The 26316-nt window shown below is 60.0% G+C and carries 31 protein-coding genes and 1 pseudogene; 24 read left to right on the top strand and 8 right to left on the bottom strand.

The window, feature by feature from the left end:
* Positions 1–150 precede the first annotated feature (150 nt).
* The 3 genes from msrA to AB7828_RS20190 all read left to right on the top strand — a co-directional run bounded on the left by msrA (position 151) and on the right by AB7828_RS20190 (position 2846).
* Positions 151–807 carry a peptide-methionine (S)-S-oxide reductase MsrA gene (gene msrA / locus AB7828_RS20200; RefSeq protein ID WP_120287555.1) on the top strand — a complete coding sequence of 219 codons (657 nt, stop codon included), beginning with the start codon at positions 151–153 and terminating at the stop codon, positions 805–807.
* 183 nt (positions 808–990) lie between these two features.
* Entirely contained in the window at positions 991–1617 is a 627-nt protein-coding gene (locus AB7828_RS20195; protein WP_089263414.1) for a polysaccharide biosynthesis/export family protein, read from the top strand.
* Positions 1618–1844: 227 nt separating this feature from the next.
* Positions 1845–2846, top strand: coding sequence for a Bug family tripartite tricarboxylate transporter substrate binding protein (locus AB7828_RS20190; RefSeq protein ID WP_441231000.1), 1002 nt, complete (start codon positions 1845–1847; stop codon positions 2844–2846).
* Positions 2847–3008: 162 nt separating this feature from the next.
* Here the strand turns inward: AB7828_RS20190 and AB7828_RS20185 are convergent, their stop codons facing one another.
* Together AB7828_RS20185 and AB7828_RS20180 are read right to left on the bottom strand one after the other, a co-directional pair.
* Positions 3009–3680, bottom strand: a complete 672-nt coding sequence (locus tag AB7828_RS20185; protein ID WP_120288071.1) for a dienelactone hydrolase family protein — start codon at positions 3678–3680, stop codon at positions 3009–3011.
* 75 nt (positions 3681–3755) lie between these two features.
* Entirely contained in the window at positions 3756–4097 is a 342-nt protein-coding gene (locus tag AB7828_RS20180; protein WP_093757685.1) for a hypothetical protein, read from the bottom strand.
* A 214-nt stretch (positions 4098–4311) separates the two neighbouring features.
* On the opposite strand from AB7828_RS20180, the gene AB7828_RS20175 reads away from it, so the two are divergent.
* Positions 4312–5406, top strand: a complete 1095-nt coding sequence (locus tag AB7828_RS20175; protein WP_089263417.1) for an HD-GYP domain-containing protein — start codon at positions 4312–4314, stop codon at positions 5404–5406.
* Between the two features lie 12 nt (positions 5407–5418).
* Here AB7828_RS20175 and AB7828_RS20170 read toward each other — a convergent pair whose 3' ends face one another.
* The gene (locus AB7828_RS20170) at positions 5419–7011 is read right to left on the bottom strand and encodes an AMP-binding protein (RefSeq protein WP_320445962.1); all 1593 of its coding nucleotides are present in this window, start codon (positions 7009–7011) and stop codon (positions 5419–5421) included.
* A 122-nt stretch (positions 7012–7133) separates the two neighbouring features.
* Positions 7134–7548: pseudogene (locus tag AB7828_RS20165) on the bottom strand (VOC family protein).
* 154 nt (positions 7549–7702) lie between these two features.
* Between AB7828_RS20165 and AB7828_RS20160 the strand changes: the two are divergent.
* Positions 7703–8692: a Bug family tripartite tricarboxylate transporter substrate binding protein gene (locus AB7828_RS20160; protein WP_089263420.1), complete on the top strand. Its 990-nt coding sequence runs from the start codon at positions 7703–7705 to the stop codon at positions 8690–8692.
* Positions 8693–8850: 158 nt separating this feature from the next.
* On the top strand, positions 8851–9108 hold the full coding sequence (locus AB7828_RS20155; protein WP_309941896.1) for a DUF3551 domain-containing protein: 258 nt from the start codon (positions 8851–8853) through the stop codon (positions 9106–9108).
* Positions 9109–9132: 24 nt separating this feature from the next.
* Here AB7828_RS20155 and AB7828_RS20150 read toward each other — a convergent pair whose 3' ends face one another.
* Complete coding sequence (locus AB7828_RS20150; RefSeq protein WP_093757681.1) at positions 9133–9813, bottom strand: spermidine synthase; 681 nt, start codon at positions 9811–9813, stop codon at positions 9133–9135.
* A gap of 425 nt (positions 9814–10238) precedes the next feature.
* On the opposite strand from AB7828_RS20150, the gene AB7828_RS20145 reads away from it, so the two are divergent.
* Together AB7828_RS20145 and hutH are read left to right on the top strand one after the other, a co-directional pair.
* Positions 10239–10568, top strand: a complete 330-nt coding sequence (locus AB7828_RS20145; RefSeq protein WP_231078751.1) for a GCG_CRPN prefix-to-repeats domain-containing protein — start codon at positions 10239–10241, stop codon at positions 10566–10568.
* A 160-nt stretch (positions 10569–10728) separates the two neighbouring features.
* Positions 10729–12255 (top strand): histidine ammonia-lyase, encoded by a 1527-nt coding sequence (gene hutH, locus AB7828_RS20140; protein ID WP_441230999.1) that lies wholly within the window; start codon positions 10729–10731, stop codon positions 12253–12255.
* 15 nt (positions 12256–12270) lie between these two features.
* Here the strand turns inward: hutH and fliI are convergent, their stop codons facing one another.
* Genes fliI through AB7828_RS20125 form a run of 3 tightly spaced genes read right to left on the bottom strand, consistent with a single transcriptional unit; the run spans position 12271 to position 15185 of the window.
* A complete protein-coding gene (gene fliI / locus AB7828_RS20135) occupies positions 12271–13602 on the bottom strand; it encodes a flagellar protein export ATPase FliI (protein ID WP_441230998.1) in 1332 nt (443 codons plus the stop codon).
* 28 nt (positions 13603–13630) lie between these two features.
* Positions 13631–14401, bottom strand: a complete 771-nt coding sequence (flgF, locus tag AB7828_RS20130; RefSeq protein WP_093757679.1) for a flagellar basal-body rod protein FlgF — start codon at positions 14399–14401, stop codon at positions 13631–13633.
* A 1-nt stretch (position 14402) separates the two neighbouring features.
* A complete protein-coding gene (locus AB7828_RS20125; protein ID WP_441230997.1) occupies positions 14403–15185 on the bottom strand; it encodes a DUF1217 domain-containing protein in 783 nt (260 codons plus the stop codon).
* A 154-nt stretch (positions 15186–15339) separates the two neighbouring features.
* Here AB7828_RS20125 and motA point away from each other — a divergent pair, with 154 nt between their 5' ends.
* The 16 genes from motA to fliP all read left to right on the top strand — a co-directional run bounded on the left by motA (position 15340) and on the right by fliP (position 26301).
* A complete protein-coding gene (gene motA, locus AB7828_RS20120; protein WP_256461226.1) occupies positions 15340–16245 on the top strand; it encodes a flagellar motor stator protein MotA in 906 nt (301 codons plus the stop codon).
* Positions 16245–17180, top strand: coding sequence for a FliM/FliN family flagellar motor switch protein (locus AB7828_RS20115; RefSeq protein ID WP_089263426.1), 936 nt, complete (start codon positions 16245–16247; stop codon positions 17178–17180). The genes motA and AB7828_RS20115 overlap by 1 nt, the downstream gene beginning before the upstream one ends.
* The gene (locus AB7828_RS20110) at positions 17161–17445 is read left to right on the top strand and encodes a hypothetical protein (RefSeq protein WP_093757678.1); all 285 of its coding nucleotides are present in this window, start codon (positions 17161–17163) and stop codon (positions 17443–17445) included. The genes AB7828_RS20115 and AB7828_RS20110 overlap by 20 nt, the downstream gene beginning before the upstream one ends.
* A 33-nt stretch (positions 17446–17478) precedes the next feature.
* On the top strand, positions 17479–17877 hold the full coding sequence (gene fliN, locus AB7828_RS20105) for a flagellar motor switch protein FliN (RefSeq protein ID WP_089263428.1): 399 nt from the start codon (positions 17479–17481) through the stop codon (positions 17875–17877).
* Positions 17878–17904: 27 nt separating this feature from the next.
* Positions 17905–18942, top strand: a complete 1038-nt coding sequence (locus tag AB7828_RS20100) for a flagellar motor switch protein FliG (protein ID WP_089263429.1) — start codon at positions 17905–17907, stop codon at positions 18940–18942.
* Between the two features lie 12 nt (positions 18943–18954).
* A complete protein-coding gene (gene flhB / locus AB7828_RS20095; RefSeq protein ID WP_175369215.1) occupies positions 18955–20031 on the top strand; it encodes a flagellar biosynthesis protein FlhB in 1077 nt (358 codons plus the stop codon).
* Positions 20032–20124: 93 nt separating this feature from the next.
* Positions 20125–20502 (top strand): flagellar basal body rod protein FlgB, encoded by a 378-nt coding sequence (gene flgB / locus AB7828_RS20090; protein ID WP_092141368.1) that lies wholly within the window; start codon positions 20125–20127, stop codon positions 20500–20502.
* 11 nt (positions 20503–20513) lie between these two features.
* Positions 20514–20930 carry a flagellar basal body rod protein FlgC gene (gene flgC / locus AB7828_RS20085; protein ID WP_089263697.1) on the top strand — a complete coding sequence of 139 codons (417 nt, stop codon included), beginning with the start codon at positions 20514–20516 and terminating at the stop codon, positions 20928–20930.
* 2 nt (positions 20931–20932) lie between these two features.
* Positions 20933–21253 (top strand): flagellar hook-basal body complex protein FliE, encoded by a 321-nt coding sequence (locus AB7828_RS20080; RefSeq protein WP_068729891.1) that lies wholly within the window; start codon positions 20933–20935, stop codon positions 21251–21253.
* 9 nt (positions 21254–21262) lie between these two features.
* The gene (flgG, locus tag AB7828_RS20075; RefSeq protein WP_089263432.1) at positions 21263–22051 is read left to right on the top strand and encodes a flagellar basal-body rod protein FlgG; all 789 of its coding nucleotides are present in this window, start codon (positions 21263–21265) and stop codon (positions 22049–22051) included.
* Between the two features lie 24 nt (positions 22052–22075).
* Positions 22076–22552, top strand: a complete 477-nt coding sequence (flgA, locus tag AB7828_RS20070; protein WP_115032323.1) for a flagellar basal body P-ring formation chaperone FlgA — start codon at positions 22076–22078, stop codon at positions 22550–22552.
* A complete protein-coding gene (gene flgI, locus AB7828_RS20065) occupies positions 22552–23649 on the top strand; it encodes a flagellar basal body P-ring protein FlgI (protein WP_175369603.1) in 1098 nt (365 codons plus the stop codon). The genes flgA and flgI overlap by 1 nt, the downstream gene beginning before the upstream one ends.
* A gap of 65 nt (positions 23650–23714) precedes the next feature.
* Positions 23715–24371 carry a MotE family protein gene (locus AB7828_RS20060; RefSeq protein ID WP_244558224.1) on the top strand — a complete coding sequence of 219 codons (657 nt, stop codon included), beginning with the start codon at positions 23715–23717 and terminating at the stop codon, positions 24369–24371.
* Positions 24372–24376: 5 nt separating this feature from the next.
* Complete coding sequence (gene flgH / locus AB7828_RS20055) at positions 24377–25072, top strand: flagellar basal body L-ring protein FlgH (RefSeq protein ID WP_089263698.1); 696 nt, start codon at positions 24377–24379, stop codon at positions 25070–25072.
* A 54-nt stretch (positions 25073–25126) separates the two neighbouring features.
* Positions 25127–25570 carry a flagellar basal body-associated FliL family protein gene (locus AB7828_RS20050; protein WP_441232283.1) on the top strand — a complete coding sequence of 148 codons (444 nt, stop codon included), beginning with the start codon at positions 25127–25129 and terminating at the stop codon, positions 25568–25570.
* Complete coding sequence (gene fliP / locus AB7828_RS20045; protein ID WP_068729883.1) at positions 25567–26301, top strand: flagellar type III secretion system pore protein FliP; 735 nt, start codon at positions 25567–25569, stop codon at positions 26299–26301. Before AB7828_RS20050 ends, fliP begins: the two co-directional genes overlap by 4 nt.
* The last annotated feature ends 15 nt before the right edge of the window (positions 26302–26316 follow it).

Here is a 26316-nt window from a genome sequence, read left to right as displayed (position 1 = left end):
CCTCGTAGATACCTATATTGCCACCTGAGATACGCCGCGCGACAGGAGTGAATCCGGTTCTGCCTCGCGGGTGCTGTTGGCCCCCAGATCTGCGCGTTCGTCCAGCGAACCGGAGTCCACTTCGTTCGCGAGCGCGCCGGGAGATGATCCATGCTTTTCATGCGCAAGACCGCTGCATTGCCGACCGCCGCCGAAGCACTGCCCGGTCGCGATACGCCGATCCCCACTGCCAAGCATCACTTCGTCAATGGCAGCAACATCCAGCCGCCCTATCCAGAAGGAGTTGAGCGGGCGGTGTTCGGGCTCGGTTGCTTCTGGGGTGCTGAGCGCAAGTTCTGGGAGCTCGGCGACGGCATCTATACGACCGCGGTCGGTTATGCCGGCGGCTTCACGCCGAACCCGACCTATGAAGAGACCTGCTCGGGCCGTACCGGTCACACCGAAGCGGTGCTGGTGGTGTTCGATCCGAAGAAGATTTCTTACGAGCAGTTGCTGAAGACGTTCTGGGAGAGCCACGATCCGACCCAGGGCATGCGTCAGGGCAACGACATCGGCTCGCAGTATCGTTCCGCGATCTACACCTTCAGCGATGCACAGCGCGATGCCGTCGCAGCGTCGAAGGCGGCGTATCAGAAGGCACTGTCCGCGAAGGGCCTCGGCGCCATCACCACCGAGATTGCGCCGGCCGGGAAGTTCTACTTCGCCGAGGACTATCACCAGCAGTATCTGGCAAAGAATCCTGGCGGCTATTGCGGTCTCGGCGGCACCGGTGTGTCGTGCCCGATCGGGGTCGGCGTCACGGCCTGAGCTGACCACGGCTAAGTGTAGATAAACAACGTCAAAAGCCCGCTTTCGGAGCTCCCGAAGGCGGGTTTTTTGCTGCCTGATGGAAGGCCATGACAACGGAATTTTAACCATAAGAGGCCAAAACCGAGGCTGCCTCTATGAGGGATATGTCCAGTGTCGTCTGCCCGCGCGTTTCGTCTGCCCATGATTGTCGCGGTTGCCGCGCTGGCTTTGTCCGGCTGCATGCGGAGACCGGGTCCTGTTGCAGTGGTTGCGCCGGCTGCCGATCTCGACACGCTCGCTTACGGTCGCCCGGGTTACGGGCCGGCAGCAGTGCCGGTTGCTTATGCTCCCCCGGTCTCGACCTATGATGCGCAGTACAAGCTCGATGCCGGCGACAAGCTGCGCGTCGTGGTTTACGGCCAGGAAGGTCTCACCAATTCCTACGCCATCGATGCCGGTGGCGCGATCACCATGCCGCTGATCGGCCGCGTGCCGGCGCGCGGCATGACGCCCGCTGGGCTGGCTGCGAGCATCACCGGCCGCCTGCGTAATGGCTTCATTCGCGAGCCGTCGGTGGCTGTCGAAATCGAAGCCTACCGTCCGTTCTTCATCCTCGGTGAAGTTGCCGCTCCTGGACAGTATCCCTACGTGCCCAATATGAGCGTCGAGAGCGCAATCGCCATCGCCGGTGGTTTTTCGCCACGCGCCAAGCGTGACGAAGTCACGCTGACCCATACCACCGTCGAGGGCTCGTACCGCGCCGTGGTGCCATTGGGCACGCCGATCAATCCCGGTGATACGGTGCTGGTCAGCGAGCGCTGGTTCTGATCGCACGCATCGATCGCGATCATCACCTCACACGCGATTTTCTCCGCTTCACGGAATAGACGCGCTTTCCCGCGATGAAATTGGCTGCGATGTATCGGCGCATTGGCGTGAGGATACGCGTTGCTCTGTATCAGAATCGTCTCCCGCCCTGTAGCAATGATCAAGCGAGGCCAACTCGCTGAAATGCGCCGCCATGTCGGCACATATGGATATCAGGGGGAGAAGAGATGAAGACCAGTCCGTCGGTCAACGTGATGCGCGGCGTCACTCTGGCAGCCATCGTGGCGCTGGGAGCGGCGCTGTCTTCGCAAGCATTTGCGCAGACCGCGCAATCCTATCCCGATCGGCGCATCACTTTCGTCGTGCCCTATGCGCCTGGCGGTGCCACTGACGTCGCTGCGCGGCTGCTAGCACAGAAGCTGCAAGAATCCTGGAAGCAGACCGTCACCGTGGAGAACAAGCCGGGCGCCGGTGGCGTGATCGGCAACGATTTCGCTGCCAAGGCTCCGGGCGACGGCTACACGGTGCTGATCGCAATCACGCAGATCATCCAGGCGCCGAGCCTGATGTCGAAATTGCCCTACGATGCGTTCAAAGATCTCGCGCCCGTCACGCAGGTCGCGATCTCGCCGATCGTGCTCGTCGTGCCCGAAGCGCAGCCGATGAAGTCCGTGAAGGAACTGGTCGATCTTGCCAAATCCAGTCCCGGAAAATATCCGTACGGCACTTTTGGCAATGCCACGACGTCGCATCTTTATGGCGAGCTTCTGAAGAAGAACACCGGCATTGATATGACCCATGTGCCGTATCGTGGCGCCGCGCCGCTCTTGAACGACTTGCTCGGCAATCAGGTCACGGCGGCCTTCCTCGACTTCACCACGGCCGGTCCGCAGGTCGAAGCCGGCAAGATCCGTCCGCTCGCAGTGGGCGGCGAGAAACGCAAGCCCAAGCTGCCGAACGTGCAGACCATGGCCGAACTCGGCTATCCCGGTTTCGAGGCTGAAGGCTGGGTCGGCGTCTTCGTGCCAGCAGCGACGCCGAAGGACATTGTGAGCAAGCTGTCGGCCGAGCTCGGTCGCATCATCAATTCGCCGGAGGGGACCGCCGGCCTGCAGGCGGTCAATCTCGTTCCGGTCGGTGATAGCCCCGAGTCCTTCGAGAAGAGCCTGCGTCGCGACTTTGAGCGCTGGGCAACGGTGGCAAAGACAGCGGGCGTGAAGGGCGAGTGATGTTCCAATCTCTCCCGACTGGCAGGGAAAGATCGAGGCTGCTCCCTCTCAGTCGTCATACCCGGGCTTGACCCGGGTATCCAGCTTTGCCCAAGCGCCTGTTGGTGCCGCAAAGGTGGATTGCGGGGTCAAGCCCGGCAATGACGTGGAGAGGGCGGCGGCTTACTTCAGATGCTTCGCGAGGAACGCGAGGCTCCGTTCTCTCGCAACATCCGCGCTGGCTTTGTTGTAGCTGGCGCGCTGATCGCAATTGAAGCCGTGTTCGGCACCGTCATAGACGAAGATCTCCACATCCGGCCGCTTGGCGCGGATGGTCTCGACGTCCGACAGCGGAATGCCGTGATCCTTTTCGCCGAAATGCAGCTGCGTCGGGACGGTCGGCTTGTCGTCGGCAAAGCGCACCACGGCGCCGCCGTAATAGCCGATGGCGGCGCTGAGGCCCGTCAATTTCGTGGCGGCGGCGAAGGCAACGCTGCCGCCAAGGCAGAAGCCGATGATGCCGACATTGCCGATATCCCCAACGGAATCGATCGCGGCCTGGGTATCGCGCAGCATCGCGGGCCAATCCGGATTAGCAACGAACTTGCGCGCGATGGCGATTTCCTCGGGCGAATAACCGGACTGGAAGTTGGGTTCGGTGCGATCGAAGATCGACGGCGCCACCGCAACATAGCCTTGCACAGCGAAGCGATCGCAGACCGTGCGGATGTGGTCGTTTACGCCGAAGATCTCCTGGATCACCACCACGGCGCCCTTGGGCTTGCCCTCAGGCTGGGTGCGGTAGGCGCCGAGTTTGAAGCCGTCAGATGCAGTCAGCGTGATGTCTTGTCCCACGAGGTATTCCATATCGTTGTTAAGGGGTGAGGTCTGTTTGGCGCGGACGACAGCACGGGTCTACTCACAAAGCGGCTACTGCCACATCCAATGCCGGCCCCAGTCGCCCTTCCAGCCGGTCAGGCGTCCCTTGCGAAACTGGAGATAGAGGCGGTCGCGGCGGTCGAAGAAGCCGCTGCCGCCGAAGGTGCGGATAGCCAGATAGATCTCATCGCCCGGTCGGCCGCTGACATAGGTTAGCGGGGTGCCCAAGATACGGGCGGCGTCATCCGCCGCCATCCCAAAAGCCAGCGGGGTGGCGTTCGAAAGGGTTGCCGTGAATGGCAGATCGGGCCTCGTCCCGGCGGGCTGCCCGTGGGCTGGAACCGTGACGGCGAGGGCGGTCGCGACGCCGAGGATGAACCTGATGGTCTTCATGGCGCGATTGTTTTCCGGATCGGATTCCGGCGCAAGGCGGCATTGCTTAAAGTTTTCGCGAAAGCCCTAACCGACTGATAGTGCTATCCGCCGGAATGAAACCTTCCGGGGGGCGATCAGGAAGCATTAACAATACCCATTAAGCTTCAAGAACCCTGTTCCAAGGTATGTATGTCCTGCTTGCGGCCCGTTCGCCGCAATAGATCGAGGGCATATGACCGCTTCAGTCAACCAATCGCCGGCGCGCCGCCGACTGCTTCTGGCATCGGACCGCAGCGATCACAGCAGCGAACTCGTCGATATCCTGCAGAAGGTCGGCGAAGTCGATGTTGTCCCAACGTCAGCCATTCCGGAGACACCGCCCAGCGAGCTGTCGGGTATCGTGGTCGATATCAATCTGCGTTCGGCAGAGGCCGTGCAGCGCGTGCGCAACAAGCTGCGCCACAAATCCTATGAAGCGATACCGCGCCTGTTCGTACTGGCCGACTCGCTGCATCACGGATCCATGCAGGCCTGGGCGCTCGGCGCCACCGATACGATCGCGCGGCCGTTCGATGCACGTGGCATCATGCAGCGTATCCGCGCCGCGTTTCCGAACCCGCATGACGAGGACTTCTCCGCCCGCGGGAAGGCGCTGAATCGCGGCGTCGAGGCGGCGCATGCGGTCATGGTCAAGATCTTCGAGAAGCTGCCCGCCGGCGTTCCGCTCACCTTCAACGACGTGATGCAGGCCGAGAACCAGATTCTGAAGGCCATCAAGCGCACATCGCTGCGCGAATGGCTGGCCGCCGTCGGCCGTCATCATAATCACAGCTATCGTCACTGCCTATTCGTGACGGGGTTCGCGGTGGCCTTTGCGCAGCATCTCGGCATGCGCGACGAAGATCAGCGCCGTCTCACGCGCGCAGCTCTCGTGCACGACGTGGGCAAGGCGTTTATCCCGGTGTCGATTCTGGACAAGCCGGGCAAGCTCACTGAGGACGAGACGCTCGAGATGCGCAAACATCCGCGTCTCGGCTTCGAAGCGCTCGTGGCGCAGGGCAGTTTTCCGCGCGAGATGCTCGACGTGGTGCTGCATCACCACGAGTTCCTGGATGGCAGTGGTTACCCCGATGCGCTGGCCGGCGACCAGATCAGCGACATCGTGCGCCTGATGACCATCGTCGACATCCACGCGGCTCTGGTGGAGCGGCGCGCCTATCGCATGGCCTTCACGCATGCCAAGGCATTCGAGATCATGGAGCAGATGGGCGACAAGATCGACCAGCAATTGCTGCAGGTGTTCCGCCCGGTGGCGCTCGGCGCGTAAGCGCCGTTCGCCTCAGGCCAGCAGCTTGCGCAACTCGGCCTTGGCGACTTTCTCGAGAGTTGAACGTGGCATCTCGTCCACGAAATGGATTTCGCGGGGCACTTTGAAATCCGCCAGCCCGCTCTTGCAGGCCGCCATGACATTGTCATGCAGCGCGGGTGGCGCCTGCGCCACGCCGGCATGCGGGATGATGAAAACCACCGGCACTTCATCCAGCATCGGATGTTTCTTGCCGACGACGGCCGCCTCGCGAACGCCGGGCACCGTGATGACGACTTGCTCGATCTCGGACGCGGCAACGTTCTCGCCGCCAACTTTCAGCATGTCCTTCGCACGGTCACCAAACTTGATATAGCCGCGCTCGAGTAGCGTGACGCGGTCGCCAGTGATGAAGAAGCCGTTGGTGTCGAAACTGTCTGAGGTCGCAGCTTCGTTGTGCAGATACTCCTTGAACAGCGACAGGCCGGGAATGCCCTTGATCGTAAGATTGCCAGTCTCACCCACAGCAGTCGGCGTGCCGTCGTCGTTGGTGACGCGGATGCCATATTCGGTTGCGGCGCGGCCGATGGCCATCGGCGTGTTGGGCTGATCGACCTCGCCGATGATGCCGTGAGTAATGGTTTCGGTCATACCCCACCAGCCGATGATCTTGACGCCGAATTTGGCGAAGGCCGGCGGATCGCAGAACGACGCACCCCACAGCCGGAAATGATGCTTCGGCACGTCGTGCTCGAGCAGCGCCTTCATGCAGAACGGGATGGTCGACAGCCAGGTGGCGCGATGTTCGAGCGCCACGTTCCAGAACCGGCGCGCGGAAAAACGCGGCTGAAGCACGAGGGAGGCACCGACCCACAACGTCGCCAGCATCGAATAGGCCAGTGCGTTGGTGTGGAACAGCGGCAGATAGGTCATATGCGTATCGAACGCATGCAGGTCCTGATGCGCAGCATTCACCTTGCCGCCCCACAGCGCATTGGCATGGGTCCACAGCACCGCTTTGGGCCGCGATGTGGTGCCTGACGTATACTGGACGCTACAATGCGCCCAAGGGTCGACCGGGCGTCGCGGACGATCGGCGCTGTCAGCGAACAGGGATTCGAACCGCTCAGCCTTGCCCACTGCATGGCCGTCGGCCGACGCGCCGGCGTTGTGCGACGTCACCGCGATCCAGCGCAGTTTGCGGCAATTTGCGACGACGAGCTCGGCATAGGATGGCTGGGTGATGGCGGCGACGGCGCCGCAATGATCGGCGAAATATTCGATCTCCGCAGCCGACGAGCGGGTATTCGTGGTGACGGCGATGGCGCCGAGTTCGACGCAGGCGAACCAGGCCAGCAGCATCTCGACGCAGTTGTCGAGATGGATCAGCACATAGTCACCCTGGACGATGCCGCGTTGGGCAAGGCCTGCGGAAAGTGCCCCGACGCGCTCGTGAAATTCGCCATAGGTCCATGGCCGCGCCGGCGCATCGAATGGCGACCAGATGATGAAAGGGCGATCGCGACGCGTCTCGGCGTGCATGCGCAGCAGCCACGGCACGTCCATGCCGTCGAACGGGCCGATCGAACCGGGAATCATGGCGGGATTCGTCACGGGGTGGGGCATGCATCCTCCGTCGAAAGCCGCCGGAGCGACCGCTTACGCGGGTGCGGCTTTCTTATTCTTGTTTTTACGGAAGATGTTGTGCCATCAGCGGCGGCGGTGCGCAAACCGCAACGCGTGCAGGATCAGCCTATTTCGTAAGACGAAATTTCAATCAGGCTGCCATCGGGATCCCGGCAATAGACCGAGCGCAAGGTGCCGCGCGCTCCCTGTTTGGCCACCGGGCCTTCCTCGATAGCAACATCGCAAGCGCCGAGATGCGCAACTACGGCGTCGGGCGGTGATGCAGTGAGAAAACAGAGGTCGTCACTGCCGGCCATCTCATGATCCGCCGTGAACCACTCGACCTTATCGGCGCCGATCGGCCGCAGATTGATCTTTTGCACGCCAAAACTCACCGATGTGCGCGGCAACTTGCCCGGACCGGGATCGAACACCTTTCACCTCCATGCCCAGGACGCGTTGATACCAGGTGGCTGAGCGCTGGACGTCAGTGACATTCAGGACGAGATGATCGAGGGCCGTGACGGTGAGGGACATGAAATGGTCCTTGGCGTTGCCTTGACGTTTCTTTGGGCTGGTGCCGCAGTAGTGTCGCACTGGCCGATAGTTGAATTGTTTGGTAGATACGGCCGTTGTCAATTCAACACACGCTGACCGCGCGCAAAGTTGCGGCAGCCGGAGGGAATAAAATATGACGTCACGTCGTGCCGCGATCGGTCTGATTGCGCTTGGCTTTTCTGCTTTTACTGCAACCGCTCTCGTTCCGGTCAGCTCGGCGCTGGCCGTGGATTATCCGACGCGGCCGGTTCGCTTTGTCGTCGGCTATCCTGCTGGCGGTGCAACCGATATTCTGGCTCGCCTGATCGGGCAGAAGCTATCCGAGCGAACCGGTCAGCAATTCGTCGTCGAAAACAAGCCGGGCGCGGGCAACAATATCGGCACCGAATCTGTCGTGAATGCAGAACCCGACGGCTACACGATCCTGCTGGTCAATCCGGCGAACTACATCAACGCCACGCTTTATGGGAAGCTGAGCTTCAATTTCGTGCGTGATATCGCGCCTGTCGCCGCCTTCCATCGCACCGCCAATGTGATGACCGTCAACAAGGACATCACGGCGAAGACCGTCGGGGAATTCATCGCCTATGTGAAGGCCAATCCGGGCAAGGTGAACATGGCGTCGTCGGGCAACGGCACCTCGGTGCATCTGTCCGGTGAGATGTTCATGATGCTGTCAGGCGCCAAGATGCAGCATGTGCCCTATCGCGGTGCTGCGCCGGCGATCACCGACATGCTCGGCGGTCAGGTCCAGGTGATCTTCGACAATATGCCGTCAATCATCCAGCATATCCGCTCGGGCAGCCTTCGTGCGCTGGCGGTGACGACCACCGAGAAGTCGTCGCTGTTGCCCGATGTGCCGACCGTCGCGGAAACCGTGCCGGGGTATGAGGCCAGCGCTCTGTTCGGCATGGGTGCGCCGAAGAAGACGCCGCCGGAGATTATCGCCAAGCTCAACGCGGACGTTAATGCGGTGCTGGCGGATCCGGCCGTCAAGGCCAAGCTGATCGATCTCGGCGGCGAACCGCTGATCGGACCGCCGGAAGCCTTCGGTAAGATGATCGTCGCGGAGACCGAGAAGTGGGAGAAAGTGGTCAAGGCTGCGGGCCTTAAGGTCGAATGAACCCATGCGGCACTATGGTGTCTAACCCTTGTGATTCCGCCAGTATAAGCGCGTGATCACAAGACCGGGATGTACCGGAGCTTGCGGGAACGTTCATCCGCAGGCTCTGTTGCTTTCTGGGGATGTCACAGGACCGCTGCCGCGGAGGAGAAGACGTGATGCGCAATCTGATGCTGGCCGTGTTGGCTGTTGGTGGTGTTTCGGCCATGGCTTCCAGCCCTGCAGCTGCCGCCCCGGCCTATCCCTATTGCATCCAATCGCAGGCTTTTGGGACCGATTGCTCCTATCCGAGCTATGAAGCGTGCCAGGCCACCGCATCGGGTCGCGGCGTCGACTGCATCGTCAATCCGCGTCTGGCGTTCAGCCCGCAGCCCTATAGTGAACCGCGCCGCAGTCGGCGTTCGGTTGCCTATTAAAACCCATCTTCGTGGCGGCGACGGCTATGTTTTTGGCTTCGTCGCCAGCCAGATGACATGACGGGCGCCACCGCGTGTGCCGGTGGCGCGGATCTTGATTTCCTCGGCGTTGAAGCCTGCCTTGCCGAGGAGCGCCGTGAATTTGTCATATGGAAATGACGACCAGACGGCTAGTACGCCGCCCGGACTGAGCGCGGCCTGGGCCGCGCGCAACCCTTTCAGGTCATAGAGCGCATCGTTCGATTTTCGCGTCAGGCCTTCGGGCCCGTTATCGACGTCGAGCAGGATCGCATCATATTTGCCGCGTGCACCAGCGATCGCTTTAACGACATCGCCCTCGACAATCTCCACGCGCTCATCACTCAGGCTGTCGCCAGACAGCTCGGCCATTGGGCCACGCGCCCAGGCGACGATCGCGGGCACCAGTTCGACCACGGTGATCTTCGCCTTCGGGCCGAGCACCTTTAGCGCAGCGCGCAATGTAAAGCCCATGCCATAGCCGCCGATCAAAAGCCGCGGCGCCTTCATATCCTTGAGGCGAAAGCAGGTGAGTGTCGCCAGCGCTTCCTCGGAGCCGAACAGCCGACTGCTCATTAACTCGTTCTGGCCGAGCTTGATGGTGAACTCTTGCCCGCGCTGCATCAGGCGCAGCGGCACGCCGCCGCCGGGGACTTCGGTCGTATCGATCAGTTTCCAGGGTAGCACGGGTGTCTTTCATCAAGCGATTGCGCGGCGGCCCGTGGTAGCGCGAGAACCGAGCTCCACGCAACTCAGCTATCATGCAAAGGCCTTGCGGCAATTGAAGTCGCTCGTGTCGCAGCACTTCGATCGCAGCGGGATCGGATGCTGGGTTCCGGTCTCTGGAATAGCTCCAACACGTCGCTGCATCTTCGTTTAAAGGGAACTACACTGATGAAGTACTTCGCGCGGGAGCTCCGTTCGCCGTTCTTAACGGGCGGATAACTAACCGAACGGGTTGTGCCGGTGCATTGATAGAACGGAATTGCCAATGGTATCTGGTGCCTCTAAGCAGAATGAAGACCAATGCATCTTCGGGTTGCGCATCGCGCGGCAAGGCGAAGACGCTTTCGTCGGGGCCGAGTGATCTTCAACTCATCGAGAGGAATAGAATGACCAAAATTCTGCACATGATGGCGGCATGTCTCGTCGCCATGTTCATCGTCTCGACGCAGGCAAGTGCTGCGCCGATGATGGGCCAGAGCATCGCTGTCGAAGCGCACGTGATCCCGGTTGCGGGTGGTTGCGGTCCGAACGGCTGGCGCGGTCCCTATGGTGGCTGCCGCTATACACCTTATTACGGCCCACTCCCGGGCGGCTACTATCAGGAAGCTCCCGTAATGGGGAACGGCTGCCCTCCCGGTTACTGGCGCGGTCCTTGGGGCCACTGCCGCAACACGCCCTATCACGGCAATCTGCCGGGCGGCGGCTGGAAGCCATAAGGCAAACGTGACGCTGCGTCGCACGTCGCAGCGCACGATCTGACTGTCGATCAGCTGAAAGGCCAGCCGCAAGGCTGGCCTTTTTGTTGCGCGCAAACATTGAAGCGCAGCGTTGAATGTGTTGCCTTGGGCCATCTACGGATGGCCTGGAGACACTTTAATGACGATGCGATTCACACCGGGTACGGTGACGCTGGCGGACTGGCGGTCGATCTATCGGGGGGCAGTACCAGTTCTCGATGAGAGCTGTATTCCCCGCATCAATGCCAGTGTTGCGGCAGTTGCCCGGATCGTCGCCAAGGGCGAACCCGTCTATGGCATCAATACAGGCTTCGGAAAGCTTGCACATGTCGGCATAGAAGCCGAAAGCATCACGGCCCTCCAGAAAAACATCGTGCTGTCACATTGCGTGGGCGTCGGCGATCCAGCGCCAGCGCCGGTGGTGCGGCTGATGATGTGCCTCAAGCTTGCGAGCCTGGCACAGGGTTTCTCCGGCGTCCGCATGGAGACGGTCCAGTTGCTCAGCGCCATGATTGCGCATGACATCACGCCCATCGTGCCCGCGCAGGGATCAGTCGGTGCTTCCGGCGATCTGGCCCCGCTCGCGCATATGGCGTCGGTCATGATCGGCGTCGGCGAGGCGCTGACGACGTCCGGGCGACTGCCGTCGACGAAGGCGCTCGCCAGTGCGGGTCTGCAGCCGATCGAGCTGCAGGCGAAGGAAGGACTGGCGCTGCTGAACGGCACGCAGTTCTCGACGGCCTATGCACTTGCGGGATTGTTCGAGGCTGAAATTCTTTTCAAGACCGCGCTCGTCAGTGGTGCCTTATCCACCGACGCCGCGCGTGGCTCGGATACGCCGTTCGATCCGCGCATCCATCAACTGCGCAAGCATGAAGGGCAGATTGTATCGGCCCAGGCATTGAAGGAACTTCTCGCCGGCAGCGCGATTCGCGAGTCGCACCGCACTGGCGACGTCCGCGTTCAGGATCCTTATTGCCTCCGCTGTCAGCCGCAGGTGATGGGCGCTGCGCTGGACGTTTTGCGACAGGTGGCGACCACACTTCTCACCGAAGCGAATGGCGTCTCTGACAATCCTCTGGTCTTTGCCGAGGACGATATCGCGATCTCCGGTGGCAATTTCCATGCAGCGCCGGTTGCCTTTGCGGCGGATATGATGGCGCTTGCGATCTGTGAGATCGGATCGATCTCAGAGCGCCGGATCGCCATGCTGGTGGATCCGGTGTTATCCGGTGTGCCCGCGTTCCTGACGCCGAAGCCGGGGCTTAATTCCGGCTTCATGATCGCGCAAGTGACGGCCGCCGCGCTGGTATCTGAGAACAAGCAGCGGGCTTATCCGGCCAGCGTCGATTCGATTCCGACATCGGCCAATCAGGAAGATCATGTCTCGATGGCTGCCCATGCGGCGCGCCGGCTGCTGCCGATGATCGAGAATGCAATGGCCGTCATTGCCATCGAGCTGCTGGCGGGCGCGCAAGGCTGTGATTTCCATGCGCCGCTCAAGTCCAGCGATCGTCTGGAAAGCGTTCGCGCACGGATCCGGGCAGACGTCGCCCATCTCGACGAGGATCGATATTTTCACGACGACATTCAGAAGTCGCTGCGCCTTGTGCGATCCGGTGCGATCGTCGCGGCAGCGAATCTCGATACGATCCCGGGTGTCTAGAGCGCGGGAGGGCAGTTAGCCGATGGCGGTCTTGATCACGCTGAGCAATTCCTGGAATGGCTCGGCGCAGGACGGGTCGGTCGGGTGCTGTTGCAGCACGTCGTAGATCTTGGGCACGAGCTGGACGGCCTGATCGAGTTCACTGTCGCGGCCGGGCTGATAGCCGCCCATCAGGCGAAGGTCGCGGGTGTCCTCAAAGCGGGCGATCATGGCGCGCAGCTTACGCACCAGATTAGCTTCCTCCGGCGACCACACATGCTGGCCGAGGCGCGACACCGATGACAGCACATTGACGGCCGGATAGCGGCCCTGATCGGCAACGTCGCGGTCGAGCATGATGTGCCCATCCAGCGTACCACGCACCGTATCCGCCACAGGTTCGTTGTGATCGTCACCATCGACCAGCACGGCAAAGACGCCGGTAATGGAACCCTGGCCTTCGAGGCCCGGTCCCGAACGCTCCAGCAGACGCGGAAGTTCGCTGAAGACGCTCGGCGCATAGCCGCGTGCGATCGCCGGCTCGCCGGTAGCGAGCGCGACTTCACGGGATGCGTGGGCGAAGCGCGTTACCGAATCGACGATCAACAGCACCGATTCACCGCGATCGCGGAAATATTCGGCGATGGTCATCGCCGTCTTCGGCGCCAGTCGACGCATCATCGGGCTTTCGTCGCTCGTCGAGACGATTGTGATCGCGCGGGTCTTGTGATGGACCAGCGATTCTTCGAGAAATTCACGTACTTCTCGTCCACGCTCGCCGACCAGTGCAGTGACGACTGTGTCGAAGCCGGCGCTGCGTGCCAGCATCGAAAGAAGGGTGGTCTTGCCGACGCCGGAACCGGCGAAAATGCCGATGCGCTGGCCGATACAGAGCGGTGTGAAGAGATCCACGACGCGGACGCCGGTGCGGAGCGGCTTGCTCACGCGGGAGCGGCTCATCGCCGGTGGGGGATTGGCATCCGTTTGCATCTCGCGCTCGCCGACCGGCATGTCGCCGGCGCCATCCAGTGGCTCACCAAGCGCATTGATGACGCGACCTTTCCAGGCCGGATGTGGAGACAGTGTCTTGGGAGGCATTCGGAAGGCGGGAACGCCGAGGCCGGCAGCAAAGTGGGAATCGAACGGTTTGGCCGTTACGCCGTCAGTATCGATCCGCACGACCTCACCGAGATGAACCTGCTTGTCGATTTCCAGTCCGATCAATTCACCGAGCCTGACATAGCGCGATAGGCCGGAGACGCGAAAATGCGTCGGCGTCACCTCGGACACCATGCCACCGACACGAACCGTGGGCACGTCCCGGCGCAGGGTTGCGATGGTCGATTCGAGTTTTTCAAGCGCGTTCATCGAGCTCTCCCGCCGGTCACATCAGGCATCAGGCTTTTGGATCGCCCAGCGTGCGAATGGCGTTCTGCATGGTACTTTCGGAATTGTCGATCAACGAGCTGACGCTCTGGAAGGTGCGCTGTGCGGTCATCATCTGCGTGAGTTCTGTCAGAGGATCGACATTCGATCCTTCGACGTAGCCCTGCTGGAAGCCGACCGTGACGAAGTCGAGCGCGGTGGTCGCCGGCTTGCTCGGAATCACGCCTGACGTTCCGAATCGTTCCAGCTTTGCGTCCGGAGCGATGTCAAACAGGCCAAGCTGACCGACCTGGATTCGGCCCTGCGAAATGGTGCCGTCGCGCACGATCGTCAGCGGGCCGGCGTCGGGATCGACGATGATCGGCGTGCCGCCTGAATCGAGGATTGGATAGCCGGTGAGGGTCTGAAGCTGCCCGTTGATGTCGATCTGCATGCGGCCATCGCGCGTATAGACGGTGCCGTTCGGCCCAGCAAACGCCATCCACGTCGTGTGGCCGGGATCGGGGCCGCCGGGGTACGCGGCCATGCTGTTCCCGGTGACCGCCACGTCCAGGGTATTGCCGGTCTGGGTAATAGCGCCTTCCTTGCGCGAGATGAAGTTTTCGCCGGGCGAGGAGAACGCGACCGCCTGCGTTGCTGCGCGCGACATTGCAGTCTCGAACTTCACCGCGTCGGCACGGAACGCGGCGGTTTTCATATTGGCCATGTTGTTGGCAATGGTTTCGAGTCGCTTCTCAAGCGAGACCTGGGCCGAGAGGCTGACATAGAGCGCTGATTGCATTTTATCGTCCGATTTTCAGGTTCTGCAGGGTGGTCAGCACGTCCGTGCTGAGGCCCATTTCGAGCGGCTGCGTGATAAGGGTGCTTGAAGCCGATTGGGCGGTGGACGTTCCGTTCTCCATCTCCCACATCACCGAAAAACGCTGCAGGAACGTCTGCAGCTTTTCGGGGGTCTGGAAATCCGCGATGTCGACTTTCGCGCTGAGCATATTCGCCTGTTTGTCGACATCCGCCATCGAGGTCATCGGTGAGATGCCAAGCGCGATCTGGGCGACCTTGATCAACGCCGGATCAGCGAGAATCTGATAGATGCTGGTGATCTTGGGCGCCTTGCGCTCGAAATAGAGTGCCAGACGAACGCCTTCATTTTGCGATCCGGCGTCTTCCTCGAGTTGCTGCCGGACGTATTTCTCGACGGTGCCGACCTGCGCGGCGGTCGTGCTCGTCGCCTGGTCACCCAGTTTGGCAAAGTCGAATGCAGTGGCGAATTCGCGGTAGCGGGCGTCGGAAAGCTTGTTGGCGAATGTGGTCGAGCTGGCAACACCTTCCGTAAGAACCTTGCGCATGAACGCCTTGGCATAGGTCATGTCGCTCAACCCGTAAGCCTTCATGGCATAGCTGAACAACCGATAGTCGCCGATGAACTCGTCGATCGTCTTCACATCGCGGATGTGTGACAGGTAGTATTCCGTGTCCTTCGACACGTCCGGCTTCTCCATCGTCTGCTGCAACGATTTGACAATATTCTTGGAGATCAGCTGGTAGCTTGCGATTGTCGAGACCATCGGCAGTGGGTTCCCAGTCTGCGGGCGCATGCGGCGAGACTGGCCTCAAACTCCCCGCACAAGCTTGCGCGGGGCTGGCCGCCGCAGGCCGATGTCAGCCTCGTGCAAGCATCGTTGCCTAAGTGAATCGTATCCTCAATTTGGAGCGGTGCGCTTGAGCATTCTCTTTGGCGTCATTATCACACTCGCCAGTCTGATCGGCGGCTTCACCGCGATGGGCGGGCATCTCAGCGTGATATGGCAGCCCTGGGAGTTCGTCATCATCATGGGGATGTCGCTGGGCACCTATGTCATTGCGAATCCCTGGAAAACCGTGGTCGACACCGGCCGCGCCACCGTGCAGGCATTGACGGTCGCAGTGCCGAAGCAACGCCATTACCTCGATCTGCTCGGGCTTCTGCATTCTCTGATGCGCGAGGTACGAAACAAGGGTCGCAACGAGGTGGAAGCTCATATCGACGATCCATCATCGTCAGAAATATTCACCGCCTTCCCGACCGTTCTCGCCAATGAGCCGCTTCTGCACTTCATCTGCGACTACTTCCGCCTGATCATCATGGGCAGCGCGCGGCCGCATGAGATCGAAGCGCTGATGGACGAGGAAATCGAAACCATCATTCGCAGCAAGATGAAACCATATGGCTCGCTGATGATGGTGGCCGAAGGACTGCCGGCGCTCGGTATCGTCGCCGCGGTACTCGGCGTCATCAAGGCGATGGGCGCTCTCGACCAATCCCCGAAATTGCTCGGCGGCTTCATCGGCGCAGCTCTGGTCGGCACATTCGCCGGCATCTTCTTGTCCTACGGTCTTGTCGCGCCGCTGGCCCACAAGATCAAGCTGGTGCGCGAGCAGCGCGCGCGGATGTATGTAATCGTCAAGCAGTCACTGCTCGCCTTCATGAACGGGGCCCTGCCGCAGATCGCGATCGAACACGGCCGCAAGATGATCGGCCCCGGTGAACGCCCGTCGATTGATGTCGTCGAAAGCGAAACCATCTCCGGCGGTCCCGCGAAGGCGGCGCCTGCTGAATCCTCGGCGAAAGCGGGAGCACGGGCCTGATGTCAGAAGTAAAGTCAGGCCGCGTAGATCAAGGATCAGATCAACTTTTAGGGGCTGCCGGAATTTCCGTCGAACGCATGCCGATGCTGCATGTGATTTTCGACCAGATGACGAATCTTTGCGCCGAAAGCCTGCGATCCATGTCGCCCTCGCAGTCGTATTTCTCGCTAAGCAGCGTGGGCAGCGATCGCCTCTCCGATATCCTCGATCGCTATGAGGGCGAAGCCATTGCCGCGGTGTTCTATGCGCAAGCATGGGATGCGCGCATCCTGATTGGTTTCGATCGCGATTTCGTCTACACCATGATCGAGCTCCTGTTCGGCGCCGATGGTGCGGAGCCGCCGCTGGATATGCCGCGGGTATTCTCGAATGTGGAGTTGCATGTCGCGCAATCGCTGTTCGAGCGCTTTGGCAAGGCGTTGCAGGCGTCATTCGACCGCGCTTCCGACGTGACGTTCAACCTGGAACGTGTCGAGACGCGCATGGACTATCTTGCGATCGGCCGCCTCAACAACATGGCCGTGTGTGCGAAGATCCTGCTGCAGGGTCTCGATCGCGGCGGCGAGATGTTCATCGTCATTCCGCACGCAGCGCTTAATCCGATCCGGCAGTCGCTGTCGCAGATCGTATCCGGTGAGTCGGCATCCACCGATCCGAACTGGAGCCGTCAGTTGCACAGCGAGATCAAGCGGACCGAAGTGGTGCTGAAGGCGGTTCTCGAAGAGCGACAGTTTACTCTCGGCGAGGTCGCGAAATTTCACGTCGGCCAGGTGCTCAAGCTCAACGCCACGCCGGACACAATGGTTCGCCTCGAATGCAATGATCAACGCTTGTTCTGGTGCCAGCTCGGCCAGATGAATGGCGTCTATTCACTGCAGGTCAAGGAATCGGCCGACCAAAAACGGGAATTTATCGATGGTATCCTCGCTCGTTGACATCATCCTTTTTGCAGCCCTGCTTTTCACGAGCATCCGCGTTACCAAGATGCATCGTGAGCTTGTGAAGTTGCGCGCGCATCAGGGAGAGTTTACCGCGGTGGTCGGCAAGACCAATGAGACGGTGGACGACATGGTGTTGATGGTGCGCGAATTCAGTTCGGACGGACGGCAAATGGTTCAGGCGCTTGGCGACAAAATAGATGAGGCGCGCAAGGCTATCGCGGAAATCGATACGCGCACTGCGGCACAAAATCCGGCTTAGGCCACGATCTGAGTTTTCAAGAAGGCAGGGGATATGAAGCAACCATTCGATATCGATCCAGTAAGCGCAGCGACCGCTACAGGCGCCGACCCGCTTAAGGCTGACGGCGCGTCGTTCGGCAAACTGGCAGATCTCGCGGCTCGCGCTGCCGAGGAAACCAGCCGGCTGACAAATCTTGAACCTATTCTGCGCATCCCGGTCACGGTGCAGGTGCTGCTCGGTTCAGCGACCATGCCGGTCGCGGATCTGATGAAGCTTGGCCGCGGCGCAGTGATCCCGCTTGATCACCGTGTGGGCGAACCTGTCGAAGTCGTCGTCAACGGACGCATCGTTGCGCGCGGTGCGGTCGTGGTCGTGGAAGACGAGAATTCGCGTTTCGGTGTATCGCTGACGGAAATCGTCGGAGGAGCGGCCGGGGATCCGGACGCTTAAAGAGATTTTCCCAAAGAGATATTCCTAATGGCATTCAATGCACCTGCTAAGCGCGCCGGCACCAGCATCAAACCGCTGGGTGGCACCGAGAAGGCGGCGGCTCTTTTGCTGGCAATGGGGCGTGAGCTCTCGGGCGGCCTGCTTCGGGAGTTCGATCCCGAAGAGATCAAACTGGTCACGCGGGCTGCGGCTGAGCTCAAGCCCATCTCAGGGCCTGAGCTCGAAGCGATCATCGAGGAATTCGCTCAGAATTTCTCGGAAGGTCCGAATATCTTTGGCACTGTCGGCGAGCTGGAGAAGCTGCTGAATGGCGTGCTGCCGCCGGACCAGATCACTGACATCATTTCCGAAGTTCTGGGCAACAAGACAAAGTCGGTGTGGGAACGCATCTCTCTCGTCTCGGAAAGCCTGCTCGCCAACTATCTTCTCAAGGAGCATCCGCAAACGGCTGCACTCATTCTCTCGCGGGTGAAGCCGGCGTGTGCTGCCCGCGTGATGAGTCATCTTCCGCCGGATATCCGGCACGACTTGATGCGGCGTATGCTCAGCCTCAAGCCTGTTGTCGAGGATGCCATGGGCATTATCGAGAAAACGATGCACGAAGACTTCATGATCAACTTCGCTCGGAACCTGGCATCCGACACCTATCCGCGCATGGCTGACATCATCAACAAGATGGAGCGGACGCAGATGGAGGAATCGCTGAAGAACCTCACCGAATCGCGGCCGAAGTCGGCCGAGATTCTGAAGGGCATGCTGTTTACCTTCGACGACATCGTGAACCTGACCGCCAAGGCACGCATGCTGATCTTCGATCAGGTGCCGACGGACCGTGTGGTGATGGCGCTCAAGGGATCGGATACGACATTCCGCGAGCTCATTCTGTCGTCGCTCGCCTCACGCACCCGTCGTCTGGTGGATCACGAACTGGCAAACGGTATCCCCGCCAATCAGCGCGAAATCCTGGATGCCCGGCGCGCCATTACCGATCTTGCGCTCGATATGGCCGGACGCGGCGAAATTGAACTCAACCCCGATCAAGAAGATCAGCCGGTATTCACCTGAAGATAGAGCATTGTGTCTGACGAACCCGATAAGGACAGTAAAACCGAAGAGGCGACAGAGAAGAAGGTTCGTGATTCCGTTGAGAAGGGCCAAATCCCGGTCTCGCGCGAAGCGCCGATTTTCGCCTCTATGCTCGCACTGCTGATTATTCAAAGCTTTCTGACCACCGACAACGTCAGAAAGCTGACTTTCACTTTAGCCCGATTGATCGACGATCCGTCGGGCATCCGCATCCGTAATGGAACGGATGCTATTGAGTTGCTCACCGCGGTCGGTATGAGTGCGGCGGGACTGGTTATTCCGATTGTTATCGTCTTGATGCTGGCCGGGCTGGCGTCATCTTTCCTGCAGAACGCACCGCGAATTGTGTTCGATCGCATCCAGCCGGAAGCCTCGCGCATCTCAATAGCGAAAGGTTGGGGCAGAATCTTCGGCGCGCAGGGACGTGTGGAATTCGGAAAGTCGGTCTTCAAGTTCGTCGCTATCAGTCTGGTCGTGATGATCGTCCTGCGGGCTGAGGAGGCCGTGGCCGTGAATGCATTGTTTAGCGATCCGGCGGCCGTTCCGGAATTGGTGCTGACTACCGCAATGCGGCTTGTCTCCGCCATCAGCATTGCGACCATTGTCCTGGTGTCGCTCGATCTCGTGTGGGCACGCTTCCATTGGCGCCGCGAACTGCGCATGACGAAGCAGGAGATCAAGGACGAGTTCAAGCAGGCCGAAGGCGATCCGATCGTCAAATCGCGGTTGCGTTCGTTGGCACGCGATCGCGCTCGCAAGTCGATGCTGGCGGCCGTTCCGCGCGCCACGCTGGTGATCGCGAATCCCACGCATTACGCGATTGCGCTGAAGTACAAGCAGGGCGAAGACGCTGCGCCAACGGTGCTTGCAAAGGGGCAGGACCTGATCGCGCTGAAGATCAGGGAAATCGCCGAGAAGAATGGTGTCCCGGTGGTGGAAGACAAGATGCTGGCGCGCTCGATGTATGATGTTGCTTACATCGACAAGATGATCCCGGCGGAGTTTTTCCGTCCTGTCGCAGAAATCATCTACTTCCTGCATTCGCGCAAGCAGAAGACGAATGCGTAAGCGCTCCGTGCATGTCGTGATGCGCATCTCCAGCCTCGGACAAGTTTCCATTTGTAAACCATGATGAAGGAATCATGTTTGCCTGGGGGATAAGTGGGACCCGTCTATCTCTTCGATGTTGCCTCATCGCATGAGCGATGGCTGTCGCTGCGGCAGTCCGCAATCTCGGCGAATGTCGCCAATGCGAACACGCCGGGCTATCGCGCGCAGGACATCGAGCCGTTCAACAAGATCATTGAATCGAAGGTCGTGCCCGTGACGGTGACGTCACCGGCACACATCACAACCGGTTCTTCAGTTGAGGCCCAGGGCATGCGCAAGGAGAAGAGCTGGGAAACCGTGCACTCCGGCAACTCTGTCAGCCTTGAGCAGGAGATGCTGAAGGCTGGCGATATCAATCGCGACTATTCACTGAATACGGCGATCGTCAAATCGTTTCATCGCATGTTCATGACAAGCATGAAGACCTGAGGGAAATGACGATGATTGATCCGTTACAAGCATCTGTTCAGATCGCAAGTTCCGGCCTCGAAGCGCAGTCGACCCGCTTGCGCGTCGTGTCGGAGAACCTTGCTAACGCCAATTCAACCGGCCGCACGCCAGGCTCGGATCCGTATCGCCGCAAGACCACGACCTTCACAGCCGAGATGGACCGTGCCGCTGGTGTGCGCATGGTCAAGGTGAAGGATGTCGGAACCGATCAGGCGCCGTTCCGCGTGGACTATGAGCCAGGCCACCCGGCTGCCGATCCAACCGGTTACGTGAAGCTGCCCAATGTGAACTCGTTGATTGAAATGGGCGACATGCGGGAAACCAACCGGTCCTTCGAGGCCAACCTACAGGTCATCAAACAAGTGAGATCCATGGTGTCGATGACCATCGATCTCTTGAGGAGCTAACCATGCTTGAAGCGGTATCCTCAGTCATCAGCAGTGCTGGTGAGCTCGCCAAAACCAGCGAAGTCATCAATTCCGCGACACCCGCGGTGCAACCTGGTGCGGCCACCGTCGGTTTCAACAACGTCCTCGAACAGGTCGCAGCCGATGCCATCGGTTCGATCAAGGCCGGCGAAGCCGCGTCAATCCAGTCCATCCACGGCAAGCTCTCGGCACAGAAGGTGGTCGAGGCGGTCATGTCTGCCGAACGGTCATTGCAGATGGCTGTCGCCGTCCGCGACAAGGTCGTTCAGGCGTATCAAGAAGTCAGCCGAATGGCGATTTGAGGTTTAATCATGAGAGCTCTGGCCATTGCTGCCACCGGTATGGGCGCGCAGCAGCTTAATGTCGAAGTGATCGCGAATAATATCGCGAATATCAATACGACCTCGTACAAGCGATCCCGCGCGGAATTCACCGATCTGTTCTATCAGATCGACCGCGCGCAGGGCGTTCCCAACCGAAGCGGTGAGGGCGCAGTACCTGAAGGCGCAAAGCTCGGTCTCGGCGTGCGTTCGGCTGCCGTGCGCAAGCTGCATCTGCAGGGCGCCATGGCGCAGACTGGCAACACTTATGACATGGCCATTAATGGCCGCGGCTGGTTCCAGATCGCCGGTCCGAATGGTGAGACGCTCTACACACGCGCCGGTGCATTCAACCTGAATGAAAACCGCCAGCTGGTGACGCCGGACGGCTATCTGGTGACGCCTGCGATCATTGTCCCGCAGAATGCCGTGGATGTCACTGTCAACGAGTCCGGCCAAGTCTTCGCGAAGGTCGACGGGACCGTTGCGCCCGTTCAGCTCGGGCAACTCTCGCTCGCGAACTTCTCCAATGAAGCCGGTCTGGACCCACTCGGCGGAAATCTCTATCGCGAGACGGTTTCATCCGGCGTGCCCGTTGTGGGCTTCGCAGGCGACATTGGCTACGGCAAGCTGCATCAACACTATCTCGAGAGTTCGAACGTCGATCCGGTGAAGGAAATCACTGAGCTGATATCGGCGCAGCGTTCTTATGAAATGAATTCCAAGGTCATCCAGGCGGCTGACGAGATGGCATCGACCATTTCGAAGGGCATGCGGTAATCCACAGAACGGGATCTCGGCCTGATGCGCGCAGTCACCATCGTCACCCGCTGGCTCGCGAGCTTCGTGCTCGCGGCCGGCATCGCAGGCGTCGCAAATGCTGCGGAAGATGCCGTCCGCTATCCCGTGCCGGCCACGGCGATCTATCCCGGTGACGTCATCAGGGATGAAATGATCATGGATCGCAATTTTGCGCCCAATATTCAGGGCGCAAGTGCATTCATCAACGACCGTGCGTCCCTCGTTGGCCGCATTGCGCGTCGTACACTGTTGGCGGGGCACCTGATTCCGATCAACGGTCTCGAAGATCTGAAGGCCGTCACCCGCGGGGCTGTGGTGAAGGTGCTCGTCGAGGATGATGGGCTCATTATCGTCACCTATGCAACATCCCTGCAGTCCGGCAGTGCCGGCATGATGGTGCAGCTTCGCAACCTCGATACCGGCGTCACGATCCGGGGCATCGTCCAGCAGGACGGATCAGTACGGATTCAGAACGGATGATGCTGCGTCTCCTTTGCGGTCTCCTGCTTTCGCTTTCGATCTCTGCGGCAGATGCCGCTGTGCGTGTGAAGGACATCGCCAATCTCAAGGGCGTGCGGGAGAACCAAATCCTCGGCTATGGCCTTGTGATCGGCCTCAAGGGTACCGGTGACACGTTGCGCAACGCGCCGTTCACCGAACAATCGTTGCAATCGATGCTCGACAATATGGGCATCAATATCCGTGGCACCTCGTTGCGCACGCGCAACGTGGCCGCCGTCGTTGTGACGGCCGATCTGCCGCCGTTTGTCGCGGGTGGCTCGCGAATCGACGTCGCGATCTCGTCATTGGGCGACGCATCATCCCTGCTTGGCGGAACGTTGGTGATGACGCAGTTACGCGGCGCCGATGGCGAAACCTATGCTGTCGCGCAAGGTGCTATCGCTGTAGGCGGTTACAACGTCGAAGGCGCTGCACAAACGCTTAGCCAGGGTGTGGCCACAGCTGGCCGTATCCCAAATGGCGCGCTGATCGAACGTGAAGTCAAGGGGCGTTTCAGCGAGATGGAATCGCTCATTCTTGAGCTAAAGAATCCGGATTTCGTCACCGCAACGCGTATCATGGACGCGATCAACGCGCATGGCAGTGGCCGTTACCAAAAGGCCGTAGCCTTCGAACGCGATTATCGTACTATCGTACTGTCCCGACCGCGTGGCACCTCGCCGGTGCGCTTTATCGCCGAGATCGAGGAACTGCTGGTCGAGCCGGATACGCCGGCACGGGTCGTGGTCGACGAACGCACGGGAACGGTGGTCATCGGCCGGAATGTACAGATTTCGACAGTCGCGGTCACCCATGGAAATCTGTCGGTGCGAATCACCGAGGCGCCGATCGTGTCGCAACCGAACCCATTCGCGCGCGGCGAGACGAAGGTGGTGCCGCAAACCTTCATCGAAGCTAACGAGCCCGGCGCCAAGATCGCCATTCTGCGTGGTGCGGACTTGCAGCGTCTGGTGCGTGGTCTCAATCAAATCGGCCTGAAACCGCAGGGAATCATCGCGATCTTGCAGGCGATCAAGGCGGCCGGCGCGCTGCAAGCGGAACTCGTCATCCAGTAAGCCCGGGTCAGCGTCACGCAAGCCAAAGCGTGCAACGCTCGCTCAGCTGAATCACGAGAACACGAATGGCGCGCGTCGCAAATCGATCGATCAAGTTTCTCATGCTGGTCGGTATGGTGCTGTCCACACAGGCATCGGCCGAACCCGAGCAGAAGCTCTCAAAGCCGCTGAACCTCGGTGAATTTGCAAAGACGCCGCAAGTCGCGCGCCCACGCCCGGCTGCCAACAAGCAGGACCCGGTGGTGCGTCCGCCAGCCGATTCGGCGCTGATCACGGGCGCAATTGACAAAAAGGATAGCGCAGCCGCGAACTCCCAGGAATCCGACGTCGCGCGCTTTTGCAGCAATATCGCAGACCAGGCACTCGATGCCCGGGTGGCGTGGCAGCAGAAAGAGCTGGAAGCGACGGAATCCAAGCTGAAGCTGCGCATTGCCGAACTTGAGGCCAAGCGTGCCGAATATGAGGAATGGCTGAAGTTGCGCGAAGAATTCCTCAAAAAGGCGGAAGATAACGTCGTCGAAATCTACTCGCGCATGAATCCGGAAGCTGCGGCGCAGCAGATTGCCAGCATGGCTGATGACACGGCAGCTGCTGTTCTCGCCAAGCTGCGCGTTCGCGTTGCCAGCGCGATCCTCAATGAAATGGAACCGGCACGTGGCGCACATCTCGCTGACACGCTTGCCGGGATGCGTCGCACCGACGACGGGAAAGCCAAGAAATGATGTGGTTGAGAGTGATTCTGATTCCGGTCGCACTGTCGTGCCTGACCGGTTGCGCCAGTAATCTCGCCGAGGTTGGCCAGGCGCCCTACATGTCGCCGATCGGCAACGGTATGCAGGTTGATGCGCGCGCAATTCCGATCGAGCGGCGCGCGTATCGTAGCGCGGGCCCTCACTCGATCTGGAATGACCGCAAGGACCTCTATCGTGATTCGCGGGCAACGCGGGTCGGCGATCTTCTGACCGTGAATATTCTGATGAACGACAAGGCGATTCTCGACAACAAGACGGATCGGTCGCGGGACTCGCAGATCAAGGTGGAGTCCGATTATTCGGCCAATATTGCCAAATGGCTATCGGCCGGAAATTTCGACACCAACGTCAAATCCCAATCATCGAACAAGGGCGCTGGCAAGATCGACCGCAATGAAGAAGTGCGCTTCTCGGTGGCTGCAGTCGTTGTCGATGTGTTGCCGAACGGAAATCTCCTGGTTAGCGGCTCGCAGGAGATGCGCGTCAATTACGAAATGCGCATCGTCAATGTCGGCGGCATCGTGCGTCCGATCGATATCAGCCGCAACAACACCATCGCCTACGAGAAGATTGCCGAAGCCCGCATTTCGTATGGCGGGCGAGGCCGGTCCATGGAAGTGCAGCAGCCGAACTGGGGTCAACAGGTTTACGACCAGGTCGCGCCGTTCTGATGGGAATCGATCATGGCCGATAACACAGCGAATGAAGGCCAGCGCCCAGGATTCATGCAGTGGTTTGGCGCCCTGCTGCTTGTCACGGTGCTCTCGGTCGGGGCTGGAGCGCTGGCAAGCCTGCATCTGATGTCGACGTTCCAGCGCATCAGTGAAAGCCAGAAGGAAGTCCCAGAGAAACCGATCTCGTCGGCCTTCAATGCCAATGATCGTCTGCGCAAGATCACCCCGGTCGTGACCAATCTGGCGGCGCCGCCAAATGCCTGGATCCGCATGGAGGCATCGATCGTAACCGATAAATTGACCGAGGAGGAGGCGAGCATCGTGGTCGCTCGCATAGGTGAGGATGTTGCAGCCTATCTGCGCACGCTCACACCCGCGCAGATCGAGGGTGCCCGCGGCCTGCAATATCTGCGCGAAGACCTGAATGAGCGCGCGCTTACGCGTTCGAGCGGCAGGGTTCGTGAGTTGATTATCGAGACGCTGGTGGTGCAATGAAGCGTATCATTCCGATCCTGCTCCTGGTGCTTCTGCCGACGGCTGCAGTGGCGCAGGTTCCGGATCTGTCGACCTTGCTTCCGCAGGGCGAGGGTAGTGCGAGCGGCCGAATCATCCAGATGGTCGCGCTGCTGACGGTGCTGTCACTGGCGCCGGGCCTACTCATCATGGTGACGAGCTTCACGCGCTTCGTTGTCGCACTCTCATTCCTGCGCACAGGGCTTGGCCTGCAAACCACGCCGGCCAATATCGTGATGATCAGCCTTGCGCTGTTCCTCACATTCTATGTGATGGCACCGACCTTCGATCGCGCGTGGCAGAACGGCCTTCAGCCCCTGATGAAGAATGAGATCACAGAGCAGGAAGCCTATTCGCGTGTCACAGATCCGTTTCGGGATTTCATGCTGCAGCACGTACGTGAAAAGGATCTGCAAACCTTCGAGAACCTTGCTGCCGAAAGTATGAAGATCAAACTCGAAGGTCAGCGGATCGATCTGCGAATCATCATTCCGGCTTTCATGGTGTCGGAGCTTCGCCGCGCATTCGAGATCGGATTTCTTGTCGTCATGCCATTTCTGGTGATCGACATGATCGTTGCAACACTAACGATGTCGATGGGCATGATGATGATGCCGCCCACGGTATTCGCGCTACCGTTCAAGGTACTATTCTTCGTATTGATCGACGGCTGGAATTTGCTCGCAGTTGGTCTTGTGAAGTCGTTTCTCTAGATCATTTGATTCATC

Origin of the sequence: Tardiphaga sp. 215_C5_N2_1, assembly GCF_052076055.1 — a bacterium.
GTDB lineage: Bacteria > Pseudomonadota > Alphaproteobacteria > Rhizobiales > Xanthobacteraceae > Tardiphaga > Tardiphaga robiniae.
Note: the sequence above shows the minus strand (reverse complement) of the source record. Positions and strands in the feature narration are given on the sequence as shown.

Excerpts from the sequence above, each read along its gene's own strand:
- msrA (WP_120287555.1), top strand. The coding sequence starts at position 151 with ATGCTTTTCATGCGCAAGACCGCTGCATTGCCGACCGCCGCCGAAGCA.
- AB7828_RS20195 (WP_089263414.1), top strand. The coding sequence starts at position 991 with ATGATTGTCGCGGTTGCCGCGCTGGCTTTGTCCGGCTGCATGCGGAGA.
- AB7828_RS20190 (WP_441231000.1), top strand. The coding sequence starts at position 1,845 with ATGAAGACCAGTCCGTCGGTCAACGTGATGCGCGGCGTCACTCTGGCA.
- AB7828_RS20180 (WP_093757685.1), bottom strand. The coding sequence starts at position 4,097 with ATGAAGACCATCAGGTTCATCCTCGGCGTCGCGACCGCCCTCGCCGTC.
- AB7828_RS20175 (WP_089263417.1), top strand. The coding sequence starts at position 4,312 with ATGACCGCTTCAGTCAACCAATCGCCGGCGCGCCGCCGACTGCTTCTG.
- AB7828_RS20170 (WP_320445962.1), bottom strand. The coding sequence starts at position 7,011 with ATGCCCCACCCCGTGACGAATCCCGCCATGATTCCCGGTTCGATCGGC.
- AB7828_RS20160 (WP_089263420.1), top strand. The coding sequence starts at position 7,703 with ATGACGTCACGTCGTGCCGCGATCGGTCTGATTGCGCTTGGCTTTTCT.
- AB7828_RS20155 (WP_309941896.1), top strand. The coding sequence starts at position 8,851 with ATGCGCAATCTGATGCTGGCCGTGTTGGCTGTTGGTGGTGTTTCGGCC.
- AB7828_RS20145 (WP_231078751.1), top strand. The coding sequence starts at position 10,239 with ATGACCAAAATTCTGCACATGATGGCGGCATGTCTCGTCGCCATGTTC.
- hutH (WP_441230999.1), top strand. The coding sequence starts at position 10,729 with ATGACGATGCGATTCACACCGGGTACGGTGACGCTGGCGGACTGGCGG.
- fliI (WP_441230998.1), bottom strand. The coding sequence starts at position 13,602 with ATGAACGCGCTTGAAAAACTCGAATCGACCATCGCAACCCTGCGCCGG.
- flgF (WP_093757679.1), bottom strand. The coding sequence starts at position 14,401 with ATGCAATCAGCGCTCTATGTCAGCCTCTCGGCCCAGGTCTCGCTTGAG.
- AB7828_RS20125 (WP_441230997.1), bottom strand. The coding sequence starts at position 15,185 with ATGGTCTCGACAATCGCAAGCTACCAGCTGATCTCCAAGAATATTGTC.
- AB7828_RS20115 (WP_089263426.1), top strand. The coding sequence starts at position 16,245 with ATGTCAGAAGTAAAGTCAGGCCGCGTAGATCAAGGATCAGATCAACTT.
- AB7828_RS20110 (WP_093757678.1), top strand. The coding sequence starts at position 17,161 with ATGGTATCCTCGCTCGTTGACATCATCCTTTTTGCAGCCCTGCTTTTC.
- fliN (WP_089263428.1), top strand. The coding sequence starts at position 17,479 with ATGAAGCAACCATTCGATATCGATCCAGTAAGCGCAGCGACCGCTACA.
- AB7828_RS20100 (WP_089263429.1), top strand. The coding sequence starts at position 17,905 with ATGGCATTCAATGCACCTGCTAAGCGCGCCGGCACCAGCATCAAACCG.
- flgC (WP_089263697.1), top strand. The coding sequence starts at position 20,514 with ATGATTGATCCGTTACAAGCATCTGTTCAGATCGCAAGTTCCGGCCTC.
- AB7828_RS20080 (WP_068729891.1), top strand. The coding sequence starts at position 20,933 with ATGCTTGAAGCGGTATCCTCAGTCATCAGCAGTGCTGGTGAGCTCGCC.
- flgG (WP_089263432.1), top strand. The coding sequence starts at position 21,263 with ATGAGAGCTCTGGCCATTGCTGCCACCGGTATGGGCGCGCAGCAGCTT.
- flgA (WP_115032323.1), top strand. The coding sequence starts at position 22,076 with ATGCGCGCAGTCACCATCGTCACCCGCTGGCTCGCGAGCTTCGTGCTC.
- flgI (WP_175369603.1), top strand. The coding sequence starts at position 22,552 with ATGCTGCGTCTCCTTTGCGGTCTCCTGCTTTCGCTTTCGATCTCTGCG.
- AB7828_RS20060 (WP_244558224.1), top strand. The coding sequence starts at position 23,715 with ATGGCGCGCGTCGCAAATCGATCGATCAAGTTTCTCATGCTGGTCGGT.
- AB7828_RS20050 (WP_441232283.1), top strand. The coding sequence starts at position 25,127 with ATGCAGTGGTTTGGCGCCCTGCTGCTTGTCACGGTGCTCTCGGTCGGG.
- fliP (WP_068729883.1), top strand. The coding sequence starts at position 25,567 with ATGAAGCGTATCATTCCGATCCTGCTCCTGGTGCTTCTGCCGACGGCT.